This window comes from Candidatus Pelagibacter bacterium nBUS_44 (assembly GCF_051200895.1).
GTDB lineage: Bacteria > Pseudomonadota > Alphaproteobacteria > Pelagibacterales > Pelagibacteraceae > Pelagibacter.
In genome coordinates, this window is sequence record NZ_CP172838.1 from 23,422 (window position 1) to 49,949 (window position 26,528).

Below are 26,528 nucleotides of genomic sequence, written 5' to 3' on the forward strand. Positions count from 1 at the left end.
TCCTTTTTTGGTGGACCGCCCAGAACTCGAATCTGGAATCTCCCGGTTCGTAGCCGAGCGCCTTATCCAATTTGGCCAGCGGTCCTTATTAAATAATTATCTCCATATATCAAAGTTTTTGATGTAATTTAACTTATTAAATATTATGTTAAGCAATCAATGAGCAAAAAATTAGATGATGTTGTTATAACATCTGCACTAAGAACACCGATAGGTACATATAAAGGATCCCTAAAAAGCATTAGTGCAGATAAGTTAGGTGCACTTGTAATTAAAGAAGTTATTCATAATTCAAAAATAAAAGCATATGAAGTTGATGAAGTGATTATGGGCCATGTTCTTACCTCTGGTTTAGGTCAAAATCCAGCCAGACAAGCTTCTATTCGTGCTGGGATTCCAGTTTCACAACCTGCACACATTATTAACCAAGTGTGTGGATCTGGGTTAAGGTCTGTAATTTCAGGTTATCAATCTATTAAGCTTGGAGAAAACAAAATAATTATTTCAGGTGGACAGGAAAATATGTCAAGAGCACCACATTCAATATTTTATAGAGAAAATAAAAAATTATTAGAAAAAGAATTAGTAGATACCATGATTAATGATGGATTATTAGACTCATTTAACAATTATCATATGGGAGTTACAGCAGAAAATGTTGCAGAAAAATTTCAAATTACAAGAGATGAGCAAGATATCTTTTCATTAAATTCTCAAGAAAAAACACAAGAAGCAATAAACAAAAATAAATTTAAAGATGAATTAATTAAATTACAAATAAATAATAATGAAGAAAGCTTCGTATTTGATAAAGATGAGCACCCAAGAGATAATTTAAAACTAGAAGACTTAAAAAAATTAAAAACAGTTTTTAAAGAAAATGGAACAGTTACCCCAGGCAACTCATCTGGAATTAATGATGGAGCAGCTGCAACAGTATTGATGACAAGAAAACAAGCAGAACATAAATCACTAGAACCATTAGTTAAAATAACTTCCTGGGCATCTTGTGGAGTTGAACCATCTTTGATGGGTCTCGGCCCTATACCTGCTATTAAAGAAGCGCTTAATAAAGCAAGTTGGAGCTTAAAAGATGTTGATCTGTTTGAAATAAATGAGGCATTTGCAGCTCAAAGTATCGCCGTGATTAAAGACTTAAAAATTAATCAGTCTAAAGTAAATGTAAATGGTGGCGCAATAGCATTAGGACATCCTATCGGCGCATCAGGGACTAGAATATTAGTTACACTTATTCATGAAATGATAAAACAAAATAAAACAAAAGGATGTGCTGCACTCTGTATCGGAGGTGGAATGGGTATCGCAATGTGTGTTGAAAGAAACTAAAAAGCGCCAATTTGTTTTATTTTTACAACTTTTTGTTCAATTAAAATACATGTTTTCAAAAAAACCCTAATTAATGTGTTAAAATAAAAATCAATAAATTTTTTTTAGGTATATAAAACATTAAAAATAATGAGTGAAAAATTACTTGTCCCTGATATTGGAGATTTTGACGAAGTTGAAGTTATAGAGATTCTTGTAAAACAAGGAGATCAACTAAATATAAATGATCCAGTAATTACGATCGAAAGTGATAAATCGAGTGTTGAAATTCCGTCAACAGTCTCAGGTAAAATAGAGTCAGTTGAAGTTAAAGTAGGAGATAAAGTTTCAAAGGGAAGTTTAATCTTAAACATTGTTTCATCAGGTGAAAATAAACAAAGTGCTCCAATTCCAAAAGACACTGAAAGCATCATAAAACAAGCCGAAGTAGCTATGACTAAGAAAGAGGAAGAGGTTGCGGTTTCTAAACAACCAACTCAAAAAAAAGAACAATCAATTATTCAAGTAACTAATGGAAATGATATTGATCCTTTAGAAACTCAAGATTGGTTAGAATCTTTGTCGGAAGTAATTTCAAAAGATGGAAATCAAAGGGCTCATTTTTTAATTAAAGAATTAATTAATAAAGCATATCGAGAAGGAGCAAACATTCCTTATACGCAAAATACACCATATATAAATACAATCCCACCAGAAGCAGAAGTTAAATCAAATGGAGACCAAAATATTGAAAGAAGAATTAGGTCTTTAATAAGATGGAATGCAGCTGCAATGGTTGTAAGAGCAAACAAAAAGTTCCCAGAACTTGGTGGACACATAGGAACATTTGCTTCGGCTGCTACATTATATGATGTTGGAATGAATCATTTTTGGAGAGCAAAAAATAATAAATTTGGTGGAGATTTAGTTTATTTTCAAGGACATAGTGCTCCAGGAGTATATTCTAGGGCATTTTTAGAAGGAAGATTAAACGAAAAACAATTGGATAGTTTTAGACAAGAAGTTAAATCAGGTGGACTCTCTTCATACCCTCACCCCTGGTTGATGCCTAAGTTTTGGCAATTTCCAACTGTTTCAATGGGTCTTGGTCCTATGCTTGCAATTTATCAGGCAAGATACATGAAATATCTTATTAATAGAGGTCTTATAAAAGACGAAGGTCGAAAAGTTTGGGCTTTTTTAGGCGATGGAGAAATGGACGAGCCAGAGTCAATGGGCGCAATTGGTTTAGCTGCTAGAGAAAAATTAGATAATTTAATATTTGTCATTAATTGTAACCTTCAAAGACTTGATGGACCTGTACGAGGAAATGGAAAAATTATTCAAGAATTGGAGGGTAGTTTTCGTGGAGCTGGTTGGAATGTAATAAAAGTAATTTGGGGTTCGTATTGGGACTCGTTGATAGCGAATGATAAAACAGGTCACTTGGTCAAAATAATGAACGAAACAGTTGATGGCGAATATCAGGCAATGAAAGCTAGAAATGGTACTTATGTTAGAGAAAAGTTTTTTGGTAAATATCCAGAAACACAAGAATTAGTCTCTAGTTTTTCAGATAAAGATATTTGGAGGCTAAATAGAGGCGGTCATGATCCTCACAAGGTATACGCTGCCTATGATAAAGCCACAAAAAACCAAGGAAGCCCGACAGTTATTATTGCTAAAACTATTAAGGGATATGGAATGGGTAAGACAGGTGAAAGTGTAAATACTACTCACCAAACAAAAAAATTAGATGTAGATGATTTGTTATATTACAGAGATCGTTTTGATGTTCCTCTAACAGATGAGCAAGTTAGAAATATCGAATATTTTAAACCAGATGAAAAATCACCAGAAATTAAATACTTAAAAGAGAGAAGGTTGAATTTAGGTGGTTATTTACCTGAAAGAACAACTTATGCAAAACCAATTAAAGCGCCATCAAAAGATATTTTTGATTTTATGAAAGTTTCAACTGGTGAAAAAGAGATGTCAACAACAATGGCAATGGTAAGAATGTTTACTAATTTACTAAGAGATAAAAATATTTCACCAAGATTAGTCCCAATCATTCCTGATGAAGCAAGAACATTCGGAATGGAAGGTTTTTTCCAAAAAATTGGAATATATGCACACGAGGGGCAAAAATATGAACCAGAAGATGCTGCACAGTTAAGTTCTTATCGCGAAGATAAAAGTGGCCAAGTATTAGAGGAAGGAATTAACGAAGCTGGAGCGATGTCATCTTGGATTGCAGCTGCTACAGCATATACAAATCATGATATAGAAATGATACCAATTTATATTTTTTATTCTATGTTTGGTTTTCAAAGAATTGGTGACCTTGCATGGGCTGCTGGTGATAGTCAGGCAAGAGGATTTTTAATTGGTGCCACTGCTGGAAGAACGACTTTAGCTGGAGAAGGGCTTCAACACCAAGATGGACACAGTCATTTAATAGCTTCTACAATACCAAATTGTGTAACTTATGATCCAACTTTTCATTACGAACTAGCTGTAATTTTTAGAGAAGGTATGAGAAGAATGCATGAGAAGAAGGAAAATGTTTTTTATTATATTACTACAATGAATGAAAATTATTCTCATCCTGAAATGCCAAAAGATAAAAATTGTGAAGAAGGTATTCTTAAAGGAATGTATAAGATTAAAGAATTTAATAATTTTAAGAAGACAAAAATCCAACTTTTAGGATCAGGCACTATTCTTCGTGAGATGATAGCTGCAGCTGAAGTGCTTCAAAGTGATTATCAAATTGATAGTGAAATTTGGAGTGTGACAAGTTTTAATGAATTAAGAAGAGATGGAATGGAGGTTGAGAGATATAATCTTTTAAATCCTGACAAAGAACAAAAAACTTCATTTGTTGAAAAATGTCTGGGAAAATCTGAAGGTCCAATAATGGCAGCATCAGATTACATGAGAATGAATTCAGATCAAATAAGACCATACACTAACAAAAGTTTTTACTCTCTAGGAACAGATGGTTTTGGTAGAAGTGATACTAGAAAAAATTTAAGAAAGTTTTTTGAGGTAGATAAAGAGCACTTGGTTGCCTATAGCTTAAGTGTTTTGGCTAAAGAGCAGTTGATAGCCTCAAAATATGCAGAAGAAGCAATAAAGAAATATAATATTGATGGTGAAAAACCAATGCCAACTAAATTATAATGTCAGAAACTGAAGTTAAAGTACCAAATATTGGAGATTTTAAAGATGTTGAAGTAATAGAGGTCTTAGTTTCAGAAGACCAAATAATTAAAAAAAACGATCCCTTGATAACGATTGAAAGTGACAAATCTAGCGTAGAAATCCCTTCTAACTTTGAGGGAAAAATTAAAAATTTAAAAATAAAAGTAGGAGATAAAATTTCAGAAGGTGATTTGATATTAACTTTAGATAGCAAGTCACAAATAAACAAAGTAGCTGAAAAAACACCAGAAATTGAAAAAGAATTTAAAAGAATTAAAGTAATTAAACCTGAAATAGAACAAACTACAAAAATTCAAAATAGAAATACATCTGACGATATTTCCTATGCAAGTCCAAAAGCTCGAAAATTTGCAAGAGAACTTGGAGTAGATATTAGACAAGTTGTTGGAAGTGAAAAAGATGGAAGAGTTATTGAGGACGATATTAAAAAATTTGTTTCTTCTAAACCTAAAAATATTGATGAAGTTAAAAAAAATAAGTCAAATAAAATTAAAAATGAATTTGAGCATTCTGATTTTGGAGAAATTGAAATTAAAGATATTCCAAGAGTAAAGAAATTATCTTCAACTTATTTATCTAATTCATGGACTACTATACCCCATGTTACAAATCATGATGAGGCAGATATAACAGAAATGGAAAACTTCAGAAGTTCTCTGACCGATATGTATACTGGAGAAAAAATTAAAATTACTCCTTTAGCATTTATAATTAAAGCATTAGTCGCATCTTTAAAAAAATTCCCAAGTTTTAATTCCTCTATTGATGAAATTGACACTGGAAAAATGACATTAAAAAAATATTTTCATATTGGAATTGCTGTCGATACGCCAAATGGTTTAATGGTTCCTAAAATCAGAAATGCTAATAACAAAAAAATTTCATTACTCAGCAATGAATTAAAAGAAGTTAGTGAACTTTGTAGAAATCTCAAAATCGATAAAAAAGAATTATTTGGTGGATCTATGACCATTACAAGTTTAGGTGGAATAGGTGGGTCATTTTTTACTCCAATTATAAATTTTCCAGAGGTCGCAATCTTAGGAGTGGGTAAATCGCAAAAAAAGCAAATTTTTATTAATGGAAAATTTCAAACAAGAATAATGTTACCAATCTCTCTATCTTATGACCATAGAATTATAGATGGCGCTGAGGCAGCAAGATTTAATAATGACTTAAAAGAAAATTTAGGTAAAAATTTTGCCTTCAAACTAGCTGTCTAATATAAATCATGTCAAAAACTACTTCATTATTAAGTGCATTGTTATGTACTTTTATTTGGGGCACAACATTTATTGCTCAAGATACAGGTATGGATAATATTGGCCCATTCACATTTAATTCAGTTAGATTTTTTATCGGTTTTTTGGCTATCACGCCGTTAGTTTTGATATTTGAGTTAAAAAAATTTAAGTCAGAGTTTAAATCTGACATTAAAACTTTCATCAATCTCTCAATTTTAATTGGTTTGTCTTTGTTTTTGGGTTCTGCTTTGCAACAAGTTGCACTTCTGTATACAGACGTTGCAAACGCTGCATTTTTCACAATTTTTTATGTCCCAATTGTTCCAATTATAATTTTTATATTTAAAAAAAAATCAATTCATTGGAGTGTTTGGCCATCTGTTGTTTTGTGTTTGATTGGAGGTTATTTATTAACAAACTTTTATGACGCAACAGTAAGACTTGGAGATAGTTTGGTAATTCTTGGAGCTTTATTTTGGAGTACTCACATAATTTTCACAGGAATAATTGTTAAAAAGTATAATCTTCCCTTAACTCTTGGTGCTATTCAAACCCTTATTGTTTCGTTACTTTCTTTTGCAATAGGATTTTTTTACGAAGAGTTTATTTATATTAATATTATGAAAGAAATAAGCTCTATATTGTATGCTGGTATTTTATCAGGAGGTTTTGCTTTTGTTTTACAAATTTATGCTCAAAAAAATATAACCCCTGCCCCTGCAGCTATAATCTTTTCTTTAGAGGGAGTATTTGCAACTATTGCAGCTTGGTATATTTTAGATCAAATTTTAGATATCAATAATTTGCTTGGATGCTTTTTTATTCTAAGTGGTGTTTTGCTATCTCAACTATTACCTTTAATTAAAAAAAAATATTCTTAATAAATTAGAGCAAACAAGATTAATGCTATTATAATTCTATAAATTACGAAGGCATTCATGGAGAATTTGTTAATATAAATCAAAAAAAATTTTACCGTTACAAAAGAAAAAAAAAATGATGCAGTTATTGCAATTATTACTAAGTAATTAAAACTAGTTGATTGAGTAAATACATCTTTTAATCCTAAAAAACTAGCTCCAGCCAAAGCAGGGATTGAAAGTAAAAATGATATTTTTGAAGAATCCAATCTATTAAATCTTAAAATCCTTGCAGCAGTAATTGTTATACCTGCCCTACTAACTCCTGGTATCAATGAAAGAATTTGAAATACACTTATAAAAAGAATTGATTGAAGATTTAGATTTGAAGATATTTTTTTATCAAAACGATTTTTATCTGCAATATATAAAACGATTCCAAAAACCAAAGTTGTCCATGCAATAACTTTTATATTTCGTAAACTATAAATAATGCCTGTAGTATATAAAGCATATCCAACAATGATTAATGGAATTGATCCAATTAAGATAAGACTGAGTAATCTTTTATTGTTTTTATAATCTAACAAATTTTCTCTAAAATAATAAACAATAGCAAATAAGGATCCTAGATGGAGACTAATATCTATTAATAGAGAGCTAGATTTGAATTCATATAAACTTGATACTATTATGAGATGTGCGGATGAGCTTATTGGTAAGAATTCAGAAATACCCTGAATAGCTGACAGCATTAAAACTTCTATAATGTTTTGAAACATTTTATCTAACTAGCTTAAAAAAAATCTATTTAAAACAATTCGATTTAAGCATATTAGGTATGCGATAATTAAAAATCCTTTAATTTTCAATCTAATAGTGTTTCTAAAGGTCAAAATAGCTGACCTATTTTTAGCTTTAATTAATAAAATCAAGGTATAATTTGATTAAAATATTTATTTTATGACTGATAAAATGCTTAAATTTGTAAAGATAGGTCAACAAACTCCACCTAAAAGAGGTACAGAAGTAAGAAAAAAAGACTTCAATGAAATATATGATGAATTTATTGGTGATAAAGCAAAAGAACAATCTAGCAGATGTTCTCAATGCGGAGTTCCTTTTTGCCAAGTACATTGTCCTTTAAGTAATAACATTCCTGATTGGCTTAAATTGACTGCTGAAGGAAGGCTAAAAGAGGCTTATGAACTATCTCAAAGCACCAATAACATGCCAGAAGTTTGTGGAAGAATTTGTCCGCAAGACAGATTATGTGAGGGTAACTGTGTGATTGAACAATCAGGTCACGGAACTGTAACTATTGGCTCAATGGAGAAATATATTACTGATAATGCATGGGAACGAGGTTGGGTAAAACCTATTGATGTTATAAATGAGAAAGATCAGAGTGTTGGAATAATTGGTGCTGGACCAGCAGGATTGGCTGCAGCGGAACAGCTAAGGAAAAATGGTTATAAGATTACAGTTTACGACAGGTATGACAGAGCTGGTGGTTTATTAATCTATGGTATTCCAAATTTTAAACTAGAAAAAGAGGTTGTTGAGAGAAGAACCAGACTTTTAAAAGATGGGGGCATCGAATTCGTTCAAAATTTTGAAGTTGGTAAAGATGCAACTTTAGATCAGCTAAGAAAAAAACATGATGCAATATTAATAGCAACAGGTGTTTATAAAGCTAGGGAAGTTGAACTGCCAGGAAACGATCTTAACAATATTTTTCCAGCAATGGATTTTTTGACTGCCTCAAATAAAAAAGGATTAGGTGATAAGGTTGAGATGTTTGATAAAGGTATTTTGAATGCAGAGGGAAAAGATGTAGTCGTTATTGGTGGTGGAGATACAGCCATGGATTGTGTAAGGACCTCAATAAGACAAAAAGCAAAATCAGTTAAGTGTTTGTATAGAAGAGATAAAGAAAATATGCCTGGATCTGCAAGAGAAGTGGCCAATGCTGAAGAAGAAGGAGTTAAATTTGTTTGGTTAACAAGCCCAAAAGAATTTAAGGGTACAAATAAAGTTGAAAGATTAATAGTTGACCAAATTAAATTAGGTGAACCTGATGAAAGTGGTAGAAGACGACCCGAAGTTCAGCAAGGATCAGATTACGAAGTTAAAGCTGACATGGTAATTAAAGCACTTGGTTTTGATCCAGAAGATCTCCCAAAATTATTTGATTCTAAAGAATTACAAATTACAAAATGGGGAACTATAAAAACAGATTTCGATACAATGGAGACTAATTTAAAAGGGGTTTTTGCTGCAGGTGATATTGTAAGGGGTGCTTCATTAGTCGTTTGGGCTATTAAAGATGGAAGAGACGCAGCTTTAGCAATAAAAACTCATCTTGAAAACAATGAAATTAAAACTTCAAAAGTTGCTTAATGAAAAACTATAAAAAAAATTTAAAACTACTTGAAAAAAATCATGTTTATTCAACGGAAATGGAGCATGATGCATGTGGAGTGGGTGTTATCGCCTCAACTGAGGGAAAAAAATCTAGGAAGATTGTTGAATATGGCATAGAGGCTCTTAAGGCTGTTTGGCATAGAGGAGCAGTAGATGCAGATGGAAAAACAGGTGATGGAGCTGGAATTCATATAGAAATTCCAAAGGATTTTTTCATAGAAAAAATTGAGGTAACTGGACACGATTATGATAATTCAGAAATTTGTGTGGGCATGATATTTTTACCAAGAAACGATTACGCTGCACAAGAGGCCTGCAAAACAATTGTTGAAAGTGAACTTACCAAGAATAATTTTAGCATTTATGGCTGGAGACAAGTACCCGTTAATCCAAAAGTTTTAGGTGATAAAGCTTTACAAACTATGCCAGAAATAATCCAGGTCCTTTTTAAATCCAATGATCAGAATTTACTTGATAAAGAATTAGAGAGAAAAATTTATGAAACTAGAAAAAAAATTGAAAACAAAGCTTTTCAATCATCTCTAAATAATTTTTATATTTGTTCAATAAGCTCAAAGTCAATAATATACAAAGGACTTTATTTAGCTGAGGCAATATCAGATTTTTATTTAGATTTAAAAGATGAAAGATTTGTCTCAAGATACGCAATATTTCACCAAAGATTCTCAACTAATACAGCGCCTAGCTGGAGTCTTGCGCAACCATTTAGAGCTATAGCGCATAATGGAGAAATAAATACTTATAAAGGAAACAAAAATTGGATGAAGGTCCATGAGCAAGAAATGAGCAGCCCACTTTTTGAAGATATAGAAAATTTAAAACCAGTTATACAAAAAGGTGTTTCTGACTCAGCAGCACTTGATAATGTTTTTGAATTATTAAATAAATCTGGACAACCTGCGCCGCTAGCTAAGCTTATGTTGGTACCTGACGCTTGGTCTAAAAAAAACAAGACACTATCTAAAAGCCATCAACAATTATTTAATTTTTTGAATAGCACAATGGAGCCATGGGATGGTCCAGCAGCAATTGCAGCAACAGATAATGAGTGGATTATTGCAGCTAATGACAGAAATGGATTAAGACCTCTTAGATACGCAATAACAAAAGATAAATTACTTTTTGCTGGATCAGAAACGGGAATGATTGAATTAAATGAAAAAAAGATATTATCAAAAGGAAGATTAGGTCCTGGGGAAATTATAGGTCTTAGAATTGAAAAAGGAAAAGTATTTTTTAATGATGATATAAAAGATTATTTAGCAAAAGAGTTTAAACACTTTAATTCTCAAATAGTAGATTTGGATGAAAAGTTATTAATTTCTAGTGAAAAAAATAATTTTGAAGGAGAGGATCTTCGTCGAAGACAACATACTTTCGGAATTAGTCTGGAAGATCTTGAATTGATATTACATCCTATGGCAGAGGATGCAAAAGAGGCCATTGGATCAATGGGAGATGACACACCTTTAGCTGTACTTTCTGACAAATATAGACCTTTGTACCATTTCTTTAGACAGAACTTTAGCCAAGTAACTAACCCGCCAATTGACTCTTTAAGAGAAAATAAAGTTATGAGTTTAAAGACAAGATTTGGAAACTTAGGAAATATATTAGATTTTGATACACTAACAAAAGAGAATATTTATGTTCTAAATAGTCCAATTTTATCTAATTCACAACTGAACAAATTTATAAATTTTTTTGGAAAAAATTCTGTGATTATAGATTGTACTTTTTCAAAAGATGAAAATTTATCAGTTGCTATAGACAGAATGCAAAAAGATTCAGAAATTGCTGTCAGACAAGGAGTAACACAGTTAATACTTAGTGATAAAAATTTATCTAATGAGAATTTGCCTGTTCCAATGCTTTTATGTGTTGGTGCAATTAATACTTTTTTAATTAATAAAAAACTTAGAGGCTATGTTTCAATAAATGTGCAATCTGGTGAGGCAATGGATACACATTCTTTTGCAACTTTATTAGGTGTGGGCGCAACCACTGTTAATCCATATTTAGCTTTTGATAGTTTATATCAAAGGCATAACAAGAAATTGTTTGAACAATTTAGTTTTGACGATTGTGTTAAAAGATACATAAAATCGGTTAATGCTGGTCTTCTTAAAATAATGTCAAAAATGGGTATATCAGTTTTAAGCTCATATAGAGGTGGATGTAACTTTGAAACAGTGGGTTTAAGTAGAACCATAGTGAATGATTATTTTCCAGGGATTACTTCAAAGATTTCTGGAATAGGTTTGACAGGGATTGAAAAAAAAATTCGTGAAATACACAAAGAGGCATTTGACAGTAATGAAACAGTTTTACCTATTGGTGGAATTTATAGATATAGAAAAAATGGAGAAACTCATCAATATCAAGGAAAATTAATACACTTATTACAAAGTGCTGTTGGATCAAATTCTTATGAAGCTTATAAAAGATATGCTGAAGGAATTTATAATTTACCCCCAATAAATTTGAGAGATTTAATAAATTTTAGAAAGAAAAAGCTAGGTCCGTCGATTAATCTTTCTGAAGTTGAACCAATAGAAAAAATCCTAAAAAGATTTGGAAGCGGAAGTATGTCTCATGGAGCACTATCCAAAGAGGCTCATGAAACACTAGCAATTGGAATGAACAGAATTAAAGGTGCTTCTTGCAGTGGCGAAGGTGGAGAGGACGAAAAAAGATTTAAAGTCTTAGATAGTGGAGACAGTGCAAATTCAAGAGTTAAACAAATAGCATCTGCAAGGTTTGGTGTAACTATAAATTACCTAAATAATTGTAATGAAATTGAAATCAAGATTGCTCAGGGTGCAAAACCAGGAGAAGGTGGTCAGTTACCAGGATTTAAAGTTACAGAGGAAATCGCAAAGTTAAGACACTCAACACCGGGGGTTACTCTTATTTCTCCACCACCTCATCACGATATTTACTCTATAGAAGATTTAGCTCAATTAATTTATGATCTGAAACAAATTAATCCAAATGCTCGAATAGGTGTTAAGCTTGTTGCATCATCAGGAGTGGGAACAATTGCAGCTGGTGTAGCAAAAGCCGAGGCGGATATAATATTGATCTCTGGTCATAATGGGGGAACTGGAGCAACACCACAAACTAGTGTTAAATATGTTGGTATTCCATGGGAAATGGGTCTTACGGAAGCTAACCAAGTGCTGACATTAAATAATCTACGACACAAAGTGACCTTAAGAACAGATGGTGGAATTAAAACAGGAAGAGATGTTGTGATTGCTGCAATGATGGGAGCAGAAGAATATGGAGTAGCGACAACAGCTTTAGTTGCTATGGGATGCATAATGGTAAGACAATGTCATTCAAATACTTGTCCAGTAGGAGTATGTACACAAGATGAAGATTTAAGAAAAAAATTTACTGGTACACCTGATAAAATTGTAAATTTGTTTACTTTTATTGCATCAGAAGTCAGAGAAATTTTAGCTGAACTTGGTTTTAAATCTTTAAATGAAATAATAGGAAGAACAGATTTATTAATGCAAGTTAATAAAGCTTCTGAAAATTTAGATGATTTAGATTTAAACCCACTTTTTGTACAAGCTGACCCAGGTAGCAATAAAAGATATTGTGAGAACTCATCAATTAATAAAGTACCAGATACATTAGACCAAGAAATTTGGCCAGAGATAGAAGAGTCTTTAGATAAATCAGAAAAAATTGAGAAAGAGTACCCAATTAAAAATACCAATAGAGCAGTTGGTACAAGAATTTCACATCATTTATTTATGAAGTATGGATATGAAAAAATAAATGAAAATTTTTTAGAGCTAAATTTTATAGGTTCAGCTGGTCAATCCTTTGGTGCTTTTACATCGAAAGGACTAAAGCTGATACTAAAAGGCGATGCAAATGATTATGTTGGAAAAGGTTTATCAGGTGCAACAATTTCAATAAAACTTTCAGATGAAAGTAATTTAATATCAAATGAAAATACAATTATAGGGAACACAGTTCTTTATGGAGCGACATCGGGTAAACTTTTTGCTGCAGGTCAAGCAGGGGATAGATTTGCCGTAAGAAACTCAGGTGCTACTGCTGTGATTGAAGGGTGTGACTCTAATGGATGTGAATATATGACAGGTGGAACAGTAATAATTTTAGGAAAGGTAGGAGATAATTTCGCAGCAGGAATGACTGGTGGAATGGCTTTTATTTATGATAAAGATCAAGACTTTGAAAAAAAGGTTAATCCAGAGTCTGTTATTTGGCAAAATCTGGAAACTGATTATTGGAAAAAATTTCTTAAAGAATTAATTTTAGAGCATTTTAAGGAAACTGGATCTGATTTATCTCAAAAAATAATTAAAAATTTTGACGAAGAGTTAAATAACTTTATTCAAGTTTGTCCTAAAGAAATGTTAGACAAACTTAATAATCCGATAAGTCTCAAGCCAATTATTAAAGATGTTAGTTAGATAATCAATTTAAGTTCTTTAATTATCATTTTAAGCCATTTTTGACTTGATAAACTGTGATCTCCATCTTGAACAATTACTAATTTTTTTTTAGCTTTTTGAAAAATCTTTAGAACTTTTCTTGAATAAGGAACTGGTACAACCTCATCTTTTTGACCGTGAACCATAGTAACATTTATTTTGGAACTTATTTTTTTATTTAAAACCTTATTTTTTCTACCATCTTTTATCAATTGAAGAGTAATTGGATATTCATAATTACCATGCTTCAAATGTAAAATTCCATTTTTAATAGTTTCAGATTTCATTTTTTTTGAAAATTTTTTCCACATCAAGTTCTCTAAAAACTCAGGTGCAGAACCAATACCTAAAAATCCTTTTATTTGACTTTTGAATTCTTGAAATTGTTTAAGTGCTAACCATGCACCCATGCTTGACCCAACAATAATAAAATCATTATTTTTAACAAATTTTTTTATGAGAATTGAAGTTTCGTTACTCCATTTTGTAATGTTGCCATTTATAAATTTTCCTGATGATTTTCCATGTCCCGAGTATTCTAGTGCTAAAAAACTTAGTTTATTTTTTTTAGCAAATTTTAAAAAAGTATTTGGTTTTTTTCCCTCTAAATCAGACATAAAGCCATGTAAAAAAACAATAAATGAAGAATTTTTATAAATGTTACAAATAAATCTAATTTTCTTACTTTTTGAGATTTTGTGATATTTGAAATGAGTCATAATCGTTTATATGTTTAATCTAATAATATATAATCATATCAAATGTCCTCTAATTTAAAAGTTTTACAAGTAATACCAAAATTAGGTTATGGAGGTGCTGAAACAGGTTGCTTTGATATTGCTCATTATTTGCCAGAAAATAATTGTGTTTCTTATATTGTAACAAGTGGTGGAGATCTCTTAAAATTTATTAATAAAGAGAAAGTAAAAATAATAAAACTACCGGTACAAAGTAAAAATCCTATTATCATTTTTATCAATTTCTTTGTTTTGGTTGGAATTATACTTTTTAATAATATTTCAATTGTTCATGCTAGAAGTAGAGCACCTGCTTGGTCTTGTTTATTTGCAGCTAAAATTACAGGTAGAAAATTTGTTACAACTTTTCATGGAACATATAACTTTAATAACAAGCTTAAAAAATTTTATAATTCTGTAATGGTAAGATCCGATCTTATTATTGCAGGATCCAACTTTATTTTCTCACATATTAAAGAAAATTATTCCAAATATCTCAATACAAAGAAAAAACTTTTAGTTATTTTTAGAGGTATAAATGTTGATTATTTTGATCCTACTTCAAAATTGGATAGTGATGAAAAAAAATTATTAAAAAAGTGGCAAATAGAAAAAAATAAAAAAATTATTCTTTTACCTGGAAGATTAACTGGATGGAAGGGTCAGGAAGTATTTATAGAAGCTATTAATTTAGTAAATATTGAGCTTGGCTATGAAGCATTTTATGCTGTTATACTAGGAAGTGACCAGGGTAGAGATATATATAAAAAAAAACTTATTAGACTTACTGAACAATATAGAATGACAAACCAAATAAAATTTATTGATCACTGCAAAGACATGGCATTAGCTTATAAAGTTTCAGACATTGTGGTTTCAGCTTCAACAGAACCAGAAGCTTTTGGGAGAGTAGCAGTTGAGGCACAATCTATGGAAAAACCAATAATTGCAAGCAATATCGGTGGTTCTAATGAAACTGTAATTGATGAAAAAACTGGTTTTTTGTTTGAGTCCAATAATGCAAAATCATTGAGTCAGAAAATTTCAAAAACTCTTTCTTTGGATGAGGAATCATTAAGATCTATTGGTATTGAAGGAAGAAAAAATATAATTCAAAAATTTAATGTTGAAAAAATGTGCTTTTCTACTTATTCAGAGTATAAAAAGATATTAAATTAAATGCCTACAATTACTCTACCAGATGGAAATAATTTAACATTTCCAGACAAAGTTACAGGTCTAGATGTAGCTGAAAAAATTAGCAAGTCACTTGCCAAACAAGCAATGGTTATAAGTGTTGATGGTGATTTAAAAGATTTAGATTTTTTAATTGAAAAAGATTGTTCTATTAAAATATTTACATCAAAAAATCCTGAGGGTTTAGAAACTATAAGGCACGATACTGCACATATCTTGGCTATGGCAGTACAAGAATTGTTTCCTGGAACGCAAGTAACTATTGGGCCAGTTATCGAAAATGGTTTTTACTATGATTTTGCCAGAAAAGATCCTTTTACTGAAGATGATTTAGAAAAAATTGAAAACAAGATGAAAGAAATTGTTGATAGAAATGAGATTACAAAAAGAGAGGTTTGGGAAAGAAATAAAGCTATAGAACACTTTAAAAAAAAAGGTGAGATATATAAGGCAGAACTGATCGAGGCAATACCTGAAAATGAAGATGTATCTATTTATTTTCATGGTGATTGGCATGACCTATGCAGAGGGCCACATCTTCCATCAACTGGTAAAATTGGAAAATATTTTAAACTGACTAAAGTTTCAGGTGCTTATTGGAGAGGCGACTCAAATAATGAAATGTTGCAAAGAATTTATGGAACTAGTTGGGCAACTCAAAAAGACCTAGATGAATATTTAAAAAGAATAGAAGAAGCTGAAAAAAGAGATCATCGAAAACTTGGAAAAGAAATGGATTTATTTCATTTTAGAGAAGAAAGTCCAGGTTCAGTATTTTGGCATGAAAGAGGATGGGCTTTATTTCAAAAATTGATTAACTATATGAGAGCCAGACAGGATGATGCTGGGTATAAAGAAGTAAATACACCAGAGATATTAGATAGACAATTGTGGGAAAAATCTGGTCACTGGGAAAAGTATGGTGAAAACATGTACACATCAGAAACACCAGATGAAAAAGTATTTGCAATAAAACCTATGAATTGTCCTGGGCATATTCAGGTTTTTAATCAAGGTCTAAAAAGTTACAGAGATCTCCCTTTACGTATTACAGAATTTGGAAAAGTGCATCGTTATGAACCATCGGGAGCTTTACATGGCCTCTTAAGAGTGAGAGCATTTACTCAAGATGATGCCCACATATTTTGTTCAGAGGATCAAATCACAAGTGAATGTCTAGAGGTAACTAATTTAATTTTGGATATTTATAAAGATCTAGGTTTTGAAAATGTAATTCTTAAATATGCAGATAGACCAGAAGTAAGAGTTGGAGAAGATGAAGTTTGGGACAAGGCAGAAGCCTCATTATTAGAAGCTGTTAAAGCATCTAAGTTAGAATATAGCATTAATAAGGGCGAAGGTGCATTTTATGGTCCAAAAATTGAGTTTGTATTAAGGGATGCAATTGGTAGAGACTGGCAGTGTGGAACTCTACAAGTAGATTTAAATTTACCAGGAAGATTGGATGCTTCTTATGTTGATAAAGATGGAACTAAAAAAGTGCCTGTTATGCTTCATCGTGCGTTGTTTGGTTCTTTGGAGAGATTTATAGGAATTCTTATTGAAAACTATGCGGGAAAGTTTCCATTCTGGATATCACCTTTACAAACAATGGTAATACCTATCTCTGAAGAGTTTAACGATTATTCAATTGAAGTATCTAAAAAAATTAAAAGTGTAGGCATTAGTTCTTCAGTGGATTTAAAAAATAATAATTTAAATTATAAAATAAGAGATCATTCTTTAGCAAAAATACCACTTTTACTAATTTGTGGTAAAAAAGAAGTTGACTCCAATTCAGTAACGATTAGAAGATTAAACACTAATAAACAAGAAAATATGGATATAGACCAATTTTTAAAAACTTTCTCCGCTTTAAACAAAGCATCATCAAACTAAGTGGCAGATTTTAAACAAAATTACTTTCAGAGAAGAACTAAAGACAGAGGTCCAAGATCTAATAATAGGATCTCTTCACCAGACGTTCAGGTCATAGCGAGTGATGGTGAAAATCTTGGTGTAATAAATACCAATGAAGCAATCTCTATGGCGAAAAATCAAGGATTAGATTTAATAGAGATAGCAGCTAACGCAAATCCTCCTGTATGCAAAATAATGGATATGGGAAAATATAAATATGATGCTCAAAAGAAAGCAAATATTGCTAAGAAAAAACAAAAAATTGTTTTATTAAAAGAAATTAAAATGAGACCTGTAACAGAAACTCATGATTATGATTTCAAGGTTAAAAATGCAAAAAAATTTATAGCTAAGGGTGACAAGGTAAAATTTACAGTAAGGTTTAAAGGGCGTGAATTACAACATTCTCATTTGGGAAAAGAGCTGATGGATAAGATTAAAGAGGACATGAAGGATATTGGCAAGGTAGAACTGCACCCAAAATTTGATGGTAAACAAATGATCATGGTTATTCAGCCTTTATAGGCCTTAATAGAGGTTGTAAATCTATATCAATCTTTGTATAACACCGCAGAATTATGCCAAAATTAAAAACTAAAAGCTCAGCAAAAAAAAGATTTAAAATATCTGCTAAGGGTAAAGTTATGACTGCTCAAGCTGGTAAAAGACATGGCATGATAAAAAGAACGAATTCACAAATAAGAAAATTAAGAGGCACAACAACAATGTCCAAGCAAGATGGAAAAATTGTTAAGTCATACATGCCTTACAGTTTAAGAGGTTAATAATGGCAAGAGTAAAAAGAGGTGTAACAAGCAAAGCGAAACATAAAAAAGTTTTAAAAGCTGTTAAAGGCCAATGGGGTAGAAGAAAAAACACTATAAGAGTTGCAAAGCAAGCTATGGAAAAAGCTATGCAATATGCTTACAGAGATAGAAGAAATAAAAAAAGAGATTTCAAATCTTTGTGGATACAACGGATTAATGCGGGTGTTAGATCTGAAGGAATGACATATTCCAAATTTATTAACGGTTTAAGCAAATGTGGGATCGCAATTGATAGAAAAATACTTGCTGAAATCGCTTACGATAGTCCTGAGGCATTCAAAACAATTGTACAAAAAGCTCAATCAGCTTTAAATTAATCTTCTCTATTGTTTTTATTTCTTAAGGAAATAATCTACCAATATGTCAGACATAAAAAATATTCAAAATGACTATTTGGCTAAACTTAGCAACAACTCAAGTTTAGAGGAAATTAATCAAATCAAAACAGAACTATTTGGCAAAAATGGATTGATTTCTTCTCAATTTAAAAATATCGGATCTATACCAGAGGCAGATAGAAAAAAATTTGCATCAGATCTTAATCAAATTAAGGATGAGTTACAAAACGTAATAACTAATAAAATTAATGAAATTGAATCAAAAAAAATAAATGAAAAATTAGAAAAAGAAAAAATTGATATAACTCTTCCTGAAAGATCATTTGTTAGAGGTAAAATTCATCCTGTTTCACAAACTATAGATGAAATTTCATCAATCTTTTCCGAGGTAGGTTTTAGCGTTGAAGAAGGCCCAGATATTGAAAATGAATATAATAATTTTACAGCATTAAATACTCCTGACAATCACCCTGCAAGAGATATGCATGACACATTTTATCTTGATGAAAATAAAGAAATTTTATTGAGAACTCATACGTCCCCAGTTCAAATTAGAACAATGTTAAAAGATAAACCTCCATTTAAAATTATTGCACCTGGAAGAACTTATAGATCTGATAGTGACCAAACTCATGCACCAATGTTTCATCAAGTAGAGGGTTTACATATAGATAAAGATATAAATATGGGACATCTAAAAGGCTGTTTAAATTATTTTATCAAAGAATTTTTTGAAGTTGAAAAAATTAAAATGAGATTTAGACCAAGTCACTTTCCGTTTACAGAGCCGTCTGCAGAAGTAGATATTGGTTATGAAATTAAAGATGGGAAAATAATTATTGGAGAAGGTGATCAATGGCTTGAAATCTTAGGGTGTGGAATGGTTCATCCTAATGTTTTGAAAAATGTCAAAGTTGATCCATCAAAGTATCAAGGATATGCATTTGGAATTGGGATTGATAGATTAGCGATGCTCAAATATGGTATTAATGACTTAAGAGCATTCTTTGATTGCGATTATAGGTGGTTAAATCATTTTGGTTTTGATCCTTTAGATGTGCCAACAAATTATAGAGGTTTGAGTCGATGAAAATCACATTTGACTGGTTAAAAGATCATTTAGACACAAAATTAAAAGAAGATAAGCTTTTAGAACAGCTAACAAATGTTGGGCTTGAGGTTGAAAGTGTAGAAAACTTATCAGCTGGTCTTGATTTATTCAAAGTAGCAAAAATTTTAAAGACAGAAAAACATCCAAATGCTGATCGACTAAAAGTTTGTGACGTTGATGTAGGAGAAAAAGAGATAAAAAAAGTTGTGTGTGGTGCGCCAAATGCAAGAGAAGGATTAATTACAATATATGCTCCTCCTGGAGCTGTTGTTCCAAAAAGTAAAGTAAAATTAGTGGTAGCTAAAATTAGAGATGTTACTTCTTACGGGATGCTTTGTTCTGAGTCTGAATTAAATTTATCAGATGAAAGTGATGGAATAACCGAGTTGTCATCAAAAAAATATGAAAAGAGTATTGGAAAAAGTTATTTTTCAAAATCAAATTCCAATCTTATAGATCTGTCTATCACTCCGAATAGACCAGATTGTCTTGGTGTTAAAGGAATAGCAAGAGACCTTGCTGCTTCAGGTTTTGGAAAATTAAAAAATTTAAAAGAAAAAAAAATTAAGTCAAATGTAAAGCAAAATGTTAAAGTAAAAATTAATAAAGAAAAAAATCAAGCTTGTAGTTCTTTTGGTAGCTGTTTAATTACTAATGTAAAAAATACTGAAAGCCCTAAATGGTTAAAAGATAAACTAGTTTCAATTGGACAAAAACCAATTTCAGCCATAGTTGATATTACTAACTATGTAATGCTTGATATTAATCGTCCACTACATGCTTATGATGCAGATAAAATAGAAAAAGGTATTGTAGTTAGAAATTCAAAATCTGGTGAAGAGTTCACAGCCTTAGATAATAAAGATTATAAATTAAATGATGGGATGTGTGTAATTAGCGATAATAAAGGTGTGTTAGGATTAGGAGGAATCATTGGAGGCACAAGGTCAGGTACTGAATTTGATACAAAAAACATTTTATTAGAGTCAGCTTATTTTGAGCCTAGATCTATTAGAAGTACATCAAAAAAATTAAATCTAGATACAGACGCGAAGTTTAGGTTTGAAAGAGGCATTGATCCATTATCGATTGAAGATGGATTAAATAAAGCATCATTATTAATTAAAGAGATTTGTGGTGGAGAGGTTAGTAAAATTGACATTCAAACAATTGAAACAGCAAAAGCTAAAACCATAAAATTTGATACTAATTTATTTGAAAAAATAACAGGATTTAAAATTTCAATTAAGGAAATGCTTAAGATCTTAGAAGATCTTGGTTTCAAAATTAAAAAAGAAAAAAAATATCTAAAATTAACCATCCCAACTTGGAGACCGGATATTTCGCAGGAAATAGATATTGTTGAAGAGCTAGTAAGGATAACCGGTTATGATAAAATAAAAACTATAGATCCAATTAAAGAAAGAAATAAATCTACTTTAACTCAGTCACAAAAGTTATTTCATTTTTTACAGAGAGCAATTGCTTCTAAAGGTTATTTAGAGGCCATAACATGGTCATTTACTGACTCAAATTATAACGATCATTTTAAAGATCAAAATAAGGAAATTAAAATAGTAAATCCCATAAGCTCAGAGTTGGGGGTTTTGAGAAACTCAATTTTTTCAAATTTAATTATGTATATGAATAAAAATTTGGATAGAGGTTTTAAAGATTTATCGATATTTGAAATAGGGCCAATTTTTACTGGCTCAAACCCTGGTGACCAAAACACAGTAGTTTGTGGTTTATCAGCAGGCAAAAGATCAAGATTATCATGGATTGAAAAAGAGAGAAATGTTGATGTATTTGATGTTAAAAGAGATGTGGTCCAAACTTTAATTGAAGCAGGATATAATTCAGATAAATTTTTTATAGATGATGAAACACCAAATTATTATCATCCAGGTAAGTCAGGTAGGTTATTTTTAAATCGAGGCAAAGATCAAATTGCAGCATATTTTGGTGAGATTCATCCAAATATTATAAAAAAAATAGATATTAAAACAGAGTCATTAGTTGGATTTGAAATTTTTCTAGATAATTTAAAATTACCAAAAAAAACATTGAAAGACCAAAAAACTAAATTTGAAGTATCAGATTATCAAAAATCTGAGAGAGACTTTGCTTTTGTAGTTGATAAAGAAGTTAAAGCTCAAGATTTAATTAATGCTATTTCAAGTGTGGACCAAAAACTGATTAGTAATATCAAAGTTTTTGATGTCTATGAGGGTGAAAATATTCCAGAAAATCAAAAATCAATAGCAATTAGTGTGACTATACAATCATCTGAAAAAACATTGAATGATGGTGATTTAGAAAACATCAATAATTCTATAATTAAAACAGTTGAAAATAAAACTGGCGCTAAGATACGATCTTAAAGCAAATGAGTAATATCGATAATATTAGAAACTTTGCAATTATTGCGCATATTGATCATGGTAAATCTACAATAGCAGATAGAATAATTCATAGCTGTGGAGGGCTTACAGAAAGAGAAATGAAAGCTCAAGTTTTAGATTCTATGGATATTGAGCGTGAAAGAGGAATTACTATTAAGGCTCAAACAGTAAAACTTAATTATAAAGCAAAAGATGGTAAAAATTATATTTTAAATATCATTGATACTCCGGGTCATGTCGATTTTAGTTATGAAGTAAGTAGATCTCTTTATGCTTGTGAGGGATCAATTTTAATAGTTGATAGTACTCAAGGAGTAGAAGCCCAAACTCTTGCAAACGTTTATCAAGCTTTAGATATTGATCATGAAATCGTGCCAGTTTTAAACAAAGTGGATCTTCCAGCATCTGATTTAGAAAAAACAAAAAAACAAATAGAAGATGTAATTGGGATAGATACAGAAGGTGCTATTCCATGTTCTGGAAAAACAGGTGTTGGTATTCAGGATATTTTAGAGCAAATTATTACAGTGTTACCTAGTCCGAAAGGTGAAAGTACAGGGGATTTAAAATGTTTATTAGTGGATAGTTGGTATGATACTTACCTTGGGGTTGTTATTTTAGTCAGAGTTATTGATGGTAAAATTTCAAAAAATATGAAAATTAAAATGATGTCCACTAATCAAGAATATATTGTTGAAAAAGTTGGTGTGTTTACACCAAAAGCTACAGATATTAATGAATTAAATGCTGGAGAAATAGGCTTTATAACAACTGGAATAAAAGTTTTATCAGAAACAAAAGTTGGGGACACAATATGTGATACTACAAAGCCTTTAAAAGAAGCGTTACCTGGTTTTAAACCAAGTAAACCTGTAGTGTTTTGTGGATTGTTTCCAGTGGATAGTTCTGAATATCAAAAATTAAAAGATGGCTTGGCAAAACTACAATTGAACGATGCTAGCTTTTCATTTGAGCCAGAATCTTCTTCAGCATTGGGGTTAGGTTTTAGATGTGGGTTTTTAGGATTGCTCCATTTAGAAATTGTTACAGAAAGATTAGAAAGAGAATTTGACGTTAACTTATTAACAACAACTCCAGGGGTAGTATATAAAGTTCATATGAATAGTGGAGAAATTGTCAATCTTCATAATCCTTCAAGTTTACCGGATCCGACATTAATTAAGTTAATTGAAGAACCTTGGATTAAAGCAACAATAATTACTCCAGATGAATATCTAGGTTCAATTATAAAGATGTGTCAGGATAAAAGAGGAATACAAACAAATTTAAGTTATTCTGGAAATAGAGCAGTTGTAAATTATGAGCTGCCCTTAAACGAAGTAGTTTTTGATTTTAATGATCGTTTAAAATCAATGACTAGTGGATATGCTAGTTTTGATTATGAAATTATTGAACATAGAGAAGGTGATTTAGTAAAACTTGGAATTTTAGTAAATGCTGAGCCAGTAGACGCATTAGCAATGATGATTCATAAAGATTTTGCTCAAAGAACAGGAAGAGAAGTTTGTGAAAAACTTAAAGATTTAATTCCAAGACATAACTTTATGATACCTGTCCAAGCTGCAATTGGTGGAAAAATTATAGCAAGGGAAACTATAAAAGGATTTAAAAAAGATGTTTTAACAAAAATTCATGGTGGTGGAGCAACAGATAGAAAGAGAAAACTTTTGGAAAAACAAAAAAAAGGTAAAGCTAGATCTAAACAATTTGGAAGAGTAGAAATTCCACAAGAAGCATTTATTGGTGTGTTAAAAATTAGCAAAGAAAAATGATTTTTAAAATACTTATTATAATTTCGATATTATTAAATATTTTCTTTCTTTATTATATAAATAAAAAAAAAATAAAAAGATTTATATTTACATCAAAAATAAAAAAAATTGATGCAACAGATGTACATGAAATTTTTAAATTAAATAATATATCAAATAATTTAAGTGGACCCAAAAAAGAGGTGATAGTTAAAAGTTTTTGTATTTCAACTGGTAATAACATTGTTGGAATGACCTCTGACTATGAGGCATGGATAATATCTTCATTAAGTAAAATTAGTAAAAATATTTTTGAATTTGGAACATGCAGTGGAAAAACGACATATCTTATGGCTTTAAACTCAAGTGAAAACTCAAAGATTACCACCATTACACTTGATCCAGATGAAGTGGTATCTTTTGCAAAAAAGGATGATGATAATGACGTCTCATTTAGAAATATTAAGAACGAAAGTATTTATAATAAATTTTTATTTTCAAATACAGATGTAGAAAAAAAAATAGATATAATCTTTCAGAATTCTTTAGAATTTAATGAACAAAAATTTGAAAAAAAAATGGATCTGATTTTTATCGATGGAGGACACACGTATTCAGTTGTGAAAAATGATACTGAAAAAGCATTCAAAATGTTAAATTCTGAGGGTATTATTTTATGGCACGACTACGTTCCAGAAAAACGATCTTCAAGAGATGTAGTAAAATGTATTGATGAAATCTCAAAGAATGTAAAAATCCAAAATATAAAAAATACTTCTCTTTGTTATTATAAAAAAAATAATTAATTTTAAAATTATAACTTTACCCAATCTTTTTTCAATAATCTTTGATAAACTTCATTGTATATTTTAATTTCAAATTTTGGATCCAATTTAAAGCTCTCTTCAACATTGAGCTCATCAAACTTAATTTTAAATTCATTTTGATTTATAAAAAAAGCGTTGTTACCACTGCTTTCTATCGCAACAAGTTTATAATTTTTTTTATTGAGAAGAAATTGATATGCTTTTAATGAAGCTCCATAATACATATCAGACTGATAATTGAAATTTAACCTCTTTGGTAAAATTAATTTATTAGTTTTTCCAAGCCATGGATTGAATTCAGCACATATAATTTTAGGTTTATAGTTTAGATTTTCTAAAATCCAATAATCCATACCGTCTGTATCGAGAGAAAAAAAATCAAAATTTTCTTTTGTTACAGATTTTGCGATTATTTGATTAATATTTTCATAGGTTATAAAATTATTATAAATGTTAATTTTTTGAGATTTAAAATATTTTTTTATACAAGCACTTAACTTATCACACTTGATTTGATCACCATCAACCAAGGTTCCTGACCAATTTTCTTTTATTAAATTTAAGGAATTAAATTCATTAAAATCAAAGCCTATTTCAAAAAAAAAATTATCAGGATTGGATATATTTTTTTTTAAATAGCTTATAATGCCATCTTCATTGTTTTGTGAAGTAATTTTAAATTCATAATTATTAATTTCATCCAGCCTTTTTGATTTTGAAAGTATAATTTTTTTTGAATTAATACTTTTTAAAAATTTCTTTTTAGATAGTTGTAAAATAATAAAATTATAAATTTCTAAGTGAATATTTTTTCTTAAAAAATACAAAAATTTAGATTTTAGTTTCTTTATTTTTCTTCCTAGCTTCATCATTAAGAGTTATAAAAGTAATTATATAATAATCAATTAATTTGGAGAGGTGGCCGAGTGGTTGAAGGCGCACGCTTGGAAAGCGTGTAAAGAGGCAACTCTTTCATGGGTTCGAATCCCATTCTCTCCGCCAAAAGAATTTTAATTTATAAAATTAGAGTATAAGTAATTAGATCTTTCTTTAAATTTTTTAATTTGATTAAAACCAAGTTCATTTAAAATTTTATTCATTTGATAATAATTTTCCTCATAAATTTCTATTAAAATTAAAGACTTATTATTTTTTATTGTTCTTTTAAGACCTTCAATAACATTGATCTCATGTCTTTCTACATCAATTTTAAAACATAATTTTTGATTTTTAAAATTTAAAATTTCATCACCAATTTTAAAATTAGCATAAAAAAAATTTTCATTATTAAATTCAAAATTTTCTATAACTGAAGAACCGCCTGTTTGATTGTAATTATGTTTTTTTAAAAATTTCATTTTTAGTGATGCATTTTGATTTGATAAACCAAAATTTTCTATTTTTATTTTTTTGGTAAATTTATCATTAACTGAGATAGTTTTTTTTAATTTTGAGTAAGCTTCTTTATTTGGTTCAAAAGCAATTACTTTTGCATCAGAAATTTTATTAAGAATTTTAATTGAATAATACCCACAGTTTGCTCCTACATCAAAAAATTGTTTTATTGAGTTTTTTTGCATTAAATTTAACAGTTCTAGAACCTCTTCACTTTCAAACTTTTGATAAAGAATTATTTCTCTGTCAATTGGATCTAAGAAATCTAAATACATCAAAGTATTTTCTATTCTAAAATAACCTCTATTTTTTTTAATAAATTTTAGAACTTTTATTGCTAAACTTGGAATCAATCTTTTTAAGATAGGTATTTTTAAAAGCGTAGAAATCATTGAAGTATATTATAGTT

The 26,528-nt window shown here is 30.1% G+C and carries 19 protein-coding genes and 2 tRNA genes; 16 read left to right on the plus strand and 5 right to left on the minus strand.

Going from position 1 to position 26,528, the window contains the following annotated elements:
* Positions 1 to 8: 8 nt before the first annotated feature.
* A tRNA-Arg gene (locus tag ACIJYB_RS00125) sits at positions 9 to 85 on the minus strand.
* A 74-nt stretch (positions 86 to 159) separates the two neighbouring features.
* On the opposite strand from ACIJYB_RS00125, the gene ACIJYB_RS00130 reads away from it, so the two are divergent.
* The 4 genes from ACIJYB_RS00130 (at position 160) to ACIJYB_RS00145 (ending at position 6,682) form a co-directional block, all read left to right on the plus strand.
* Positions 160 to 1,347, plus strand: coding sequence for an acetyl-CoA C-acetyltransferase (locus ACIJYB_RS00130; protein ID WP_435151080.1), 1,188 nt, complete (start codon positions 160 to 162; stop codon positions 1,345 to 1,347).
* Positions 1,348 to 1,476: 129 nt separating this feature from the next.
* Positions 1,477 to 4,515, plus strand: a complete 3,039-nt coding sequence (gene aceE / locus ACIJYB_RS00135; RefSeq protein ID WP_435151081.1) for a pyruvate dehydrogenase (acetyl-transferring), homodimeric type — start codon at positions 1,477 to 1,479, stop codon at positions 4,513 to 4,515.
* Positions 4,515 to 5,780: a 2-oxo acid dehydrogenase subunit E2 gene (locus ACIJYB_RS00140; RefSeq protein WP_435151083.1), complete on the plus strand. Its 1,266-nt coding sequence runs from the start codon at positions 4,515 to 4,517 to the stop codon at positions 5,778 to 5,780. The genes aceE and ACIJYB_RS00140 overlap by 1 nt, the downstream gene beginning before the upstream one ends.
* Before the next feature lie 8 nt (positions 5,781 to 5,788).
* Positions 5,789 to 6,682 (plus strand): DMT family transporter, encoded by an 894-nt coding sequence (locus ACIJYB_RS00145; RefSeq protein ID WP_435151085.1) that lies wholly within the window; start codon positions 5,789 to 5,791, stop codon positions 6,680 to 6,682.
* Here the strand turns inward: ACIJYB_RS00145 and ACIJYB_RS00150 are convergent.
* A complete protein-coding gene (locus ACIJYB_RS00150) occupies positions 6,679 to 7,443 on the minus strand; it encodes an undecaprenyl-diphosphate phosphatase (RefSeq protein WP_435151087.1) in 765 nt (254 codons plus the stop codon). The two genes, ACIJYB_RS00145 and ACIJYB_RS00150, sit on opposite strands and share 4 nt — an antisense overlap.
* 181 nt (positions 7,444 to 7,624) lie before the next feature.
* Between ACIJYB_RS00150 and ACIJYB_RS00155 the strand changes: the two genes are divergently transcribed.
* On the plus strand, positions 7,625 to 9,064 hold the full coding sequence (locus tag ACIJYB_RS00155) for an NAD(P)-dependent oxidoreductase (RefSeq protein WP_435151088.1): 1,440 nt from the start codon (positions 7,625 to 7,627) through the stop codon (positions 9,062 to 9,064).
* The gene (gene gltB, locus ACIJYB_RS00160; RefSeq protein ID WP_435151090.1) at positions 9,064 to 13,569 is read left to right on the plus strand and encodes a glutamate synthase large subunit; all 4,506 of its coding nucleotides are present in this window, start codon (positions 9,064 to 9,066) and stop codon (positions 13,567 to 13,569) included. The genes ACIJYB_RS00155 and gltB overlap by 1 nt, the downstream gene beginning before the upstream one ends.
* Here gltB and ACIJYB_RS00165 read toward each other — a convergent pair.
* Positions 13,566 to 14,309: an alpha/beta hydrolase gene (locus ACIJYB_RS00165; protein WP_435151092.1), complete on the minus strand. Its 744-nt coding sequence runs from the start codon at positions 14,307 to 14,309 to the stop codon at positions 13,566 to 13,568. The two genes, gltB and ACIJYB_RS00165, sit on opposite strands and share 4 nt — an antisense overlap.
* 42 nt (positions 14,310 to 14,351) lie before the next feature.
* Here ACIJYB_RS00165 and ACIJYB_RS00170 point away from each other — a divergent pair, with 42 nt between their 5' ends.
* The 9 genes from ACIJYB_RS00170 to ACIJYB_RS00210 are packed head-to-tail and all read left to right on the plus strand — an operon-like array spanning position 14,352 to position 24,703.
* Entirely contained in the window at positions 14,352 to 15,506 is a 1,155-nt protein-coding gene (locus tag ACIJYB_RS00170; protein ID WP_435151094.1) for a glycosyltransferase family 4 protein, read from the plus strand.
* Positions 15,507 to 17,423, plus strand: a complete 1,917-nt coding sequence (gene thrS, locus ACIJYB_RS00175) for a threonine--tRNA ligase (protein ID WP_435151096.1) — start codon at positions 15,507 to 15,509, stop codon at positions 17,421 to 17,423.
* Positions 17,424 to 17,969: a translation initiation factor IF-3 gene (infC, locus tag ACIJYB_RS00180; RefSeq protein WP_435086094.1), complete on the plus strand. Its 546-nt coding sequence runs from the start codon at positions 17,424 to 17,426 to the stop codon at positions 17,967 to 17,969.
* A 53-nt stretch (positions 17,970 to 18,022) separates the two neighbouring features.
* Positions 18,023 to 18,229 (plus strand): 50S ribosomal protein L35, encoded by a 207-nt coding sequence (rpmI, locus tag ACIJYB_RS00185; RefSeq protein ID WP_008545827.1) that lies wholly within the window; start codon positions 18,023 to 18,025, stop codon positions 18,227 to 18,229.
* Positions 18,230 to 18,231: 2 nt separating this feature from the next.
* A complete protein-coding gene (gene rplT, locus ACIJYB_RS00190) occupies positions 18,232 to 18,588 on the plus strand; it encodes a 50S ribosomal protein L20 (RefSeq protein ID WP_435151098.1) in 357 nt (118 codons plus the stop codon).
* Between the two features lie 43 nt (positions 18,589 to 18,631).
* Positions 18,632 to 19,699 carry a phenylalanine--tRNA ligase subunit alpha gene (gene pheS, locus ACIJYB_RS00195; RefSeq protein WP_435151100.1) on the plus strand — a complete coding sequence of 356 codons (1,068 nt, stop codon included), beginning with the start codon at positions 18,632 to 18,634 and terminating at the stop codon, positions 19,697 to 19,699.
* A complete protein-coding gene (pheT, locus tag ACIJYB_RS00200; protein ID WP_435151101.1) occupies positions 19,696 to 22,104 on the plus strand; it encodes a phenylalanine--tRNA ligase subunit beta in 2,409 nt (802 codons plus the stop codon). The genes pheS and pheT overlap by 4 nt, the downstream gene beginning before the upstream one ends.
* 5 nt (positions 22,105 to 22,109) lie before the next feature.
* Positions 22,110 to 23,918, plus strand: a complete 1,809-nt coding sequence (lepA, locus tag ACIJYB_RS00205; RefSeq protein ID WP_435151103.1) for a translation elongation factor 4 — start codon at positions 22,110 to 22,112, stop codon at positions 23,916 to 23,918.
* A complete protein-coding gene (locus ACIJYB_RS00210) occupies positions 23,915 to 24,703 on the plus strand; it encodes a class I SAM-dependent methyltransferase (RefSeq protein ID WP_435151105.1) in 789 nt (262 codons plus the stop codon). Before lepA ends, ACIJYB_RS00210 begins: the two co-directional genes overlap by 4 nt.
* Positions 24,704 to 24,711: 8 nt before the next feature.
* Here the strand turns inward: ACIJYB_RS00210 and ACIJYB_RS00215 are convergent, their stop codons facing one another.
* Positions 24,712 to 25,593 carry a hypothetical protein gene (locus ACIJYB_RS00215; RefSeq protein ID WP_435151107.1) on the minus strand — a complete coding sequence of 294 codons (882 nt, stop codon included), beginning with the start codon at positions 25,591 to 25,593 and terminating at the stop codon, positions 24,712 to 24,714.
* Positions 25,594 to 25,636: 43 nt separating this feature from the next.
* Between ACIJYB_RS00215 and ACIJYB_RS00220 the strand changes: the two genes are divergently transcribed.
* A tRNA-Ser gene (locus ACIJYB_RS00220) sits at positions 25,637 to 25,726 on the plus strand.
* 8 nt (positions 25,727 to 25,734) lie between these two features.
* On the opposite strand, the gene ACIJYB_RS00225 is transcribed toward ACIJYB_RS00220, so the two are convergent.
* Positions 25,735 to 26,511, minus strand: coding sequence for an FkbM family methyltransferase (locus ACIJYB_RS00225; RefSeq protein ID WP_435151108.1), 777 nt, complete (start codon positions 26,509 to 26,511; stop codon positions 25,735 to 25,737).
* Positions 26,512 to 26,528 lie beyond the last annotated feature (17 nt).

What these genes read in the sequence shown, in the direction of transcription:
- gltB (WP_435151090.1), top strand. Translation starts at nt 9,064, where the DNA reads ATGAAAAACTATAAAAAAAATTTAAAACTACTTGAAAAAAATCATGTT.
- pheT (WP_435151101.1), top strand. Translation starts at nt 19,696, where the DNA reads ATGAAAATCACATTTGACTGGTTAAAAGATCATTTAGACACAAAATTA.
- ACIJYB_RS00215 (WP_435151107.1), bottom strand. Translation starts at nt 25,593, where the DNA reads ATGAAGCTAGGAAGAAAAATAAAGAAACTAAAATCTAAATTTTTGTAT.
- thrS (WP_435151096.1), top strand. Translation starts at nt 15,507, where the DNA reads ATGCCTACAATTACTCTACCAGATGGAAATAATTTAACATTTCCAGAC.
- rpmI (WP_008545827.1), top strand. Translation starts at nt 18,023, where the DNA reads ATGCCAAAATTAAAAACTAAAAGCTCAGCAAAAAAAAGATTTAAAATA.
- ACIJYB_RS00155 (WP_435151088.1), top strand. Translation starts at nt 7,625, where the DNA reads ATGACTGATAAAATGCTTAAATTTGTAAAGATAGGTCAACAAACTCCA.
- pheS (WP_435151100.1), top strand. Translation starts at nt 18,632, where the DNA reads ATGTCAGACATAAAAAATATTCAAAATGACTATTTGGCTAAACTTAGC.
- aceE (WP_435151081.1), top strand. Translation starts at nt 1,477, where the DNA reads ATGAGTGAAAAATTACTTGTCCCTGATATTGGAGATTTTGACGAAGTT.
- ACIJYB_RS00145 (WP_435151085.1), top strand. Translation starts at nt 5,789, where the DNA reads ATGTCAAAAACTACTTCATTATTAAGTGCATTGTTATGTACTTTTATT.
- ACIJYB_RS00165 (WP_435151092.1), bottom strand. Translation starts at nt 14,309, where the DNA reads ATGACTCATTTCAAATATCACAAAATCTCAAAAAGTAAGAAAATTAGA.
- ACIJYB_RS00170 (WP_435151094.1), top strand. Translation starts at nt 14,352, where the DNA reads ATGTCCTCTAATTTAAAAGTTTTACAAGTAATACCAAAATTAGGTTAT.
- ACIJYB_RS00130 (WP_435151080.1), top strand. Translation starts at nt 160, where the DNA reads ATGAGCAAAAAATTAGATGATGTTGTTATAACATCTGCACTAAGAACA.
- ACIJYB_RS00150 (WP_435151087.1), bottom strand. Translation starts at nt 7,443, where the DNA reads ATGTTTCAAAACATTATAGAAGTTTTAATGCTGTCAGCTATTCAGGGT.
- ACIJYB_RS00140 (WP_435151083.1), top strand. Translation starts at nt 4,515, where the DNA reads ATGTCAGAAACTGAAGTTAAAGTACCAAATATTGGAGATTTTAAAGAT.
- ACIJYB_RS00210 (WP_435151105.1), top strand. Translation starts at nt 23,915, where the DNA reads ATGATTTTTAAAATACTTATTATAATTTCGATATTATTAAATATTTTC.
- lepA (WP_435151103.1), top strand. Translation starts at nt 22,110, where the DNA reads ATGAGTAATATCGATAATATTAGAAACTTTGCAATTATTGCGCATATT.
- ACIJYB_RS00225 (WP_435151108.1), bottom strand. Translation starts at nt 26,511, where the DNA reads ATGATTTCTACGCTTTTAAAAATACCTATCTTAAAAAGATTGATTCCA.
- rplT (WP_435151098.1), top strand. Translation starts at nt 18,232, where the DNA reads ATGGCAAGAGTAAAAAGAGGTGTAACAAGCAAAGCGAAACATAAAAAA.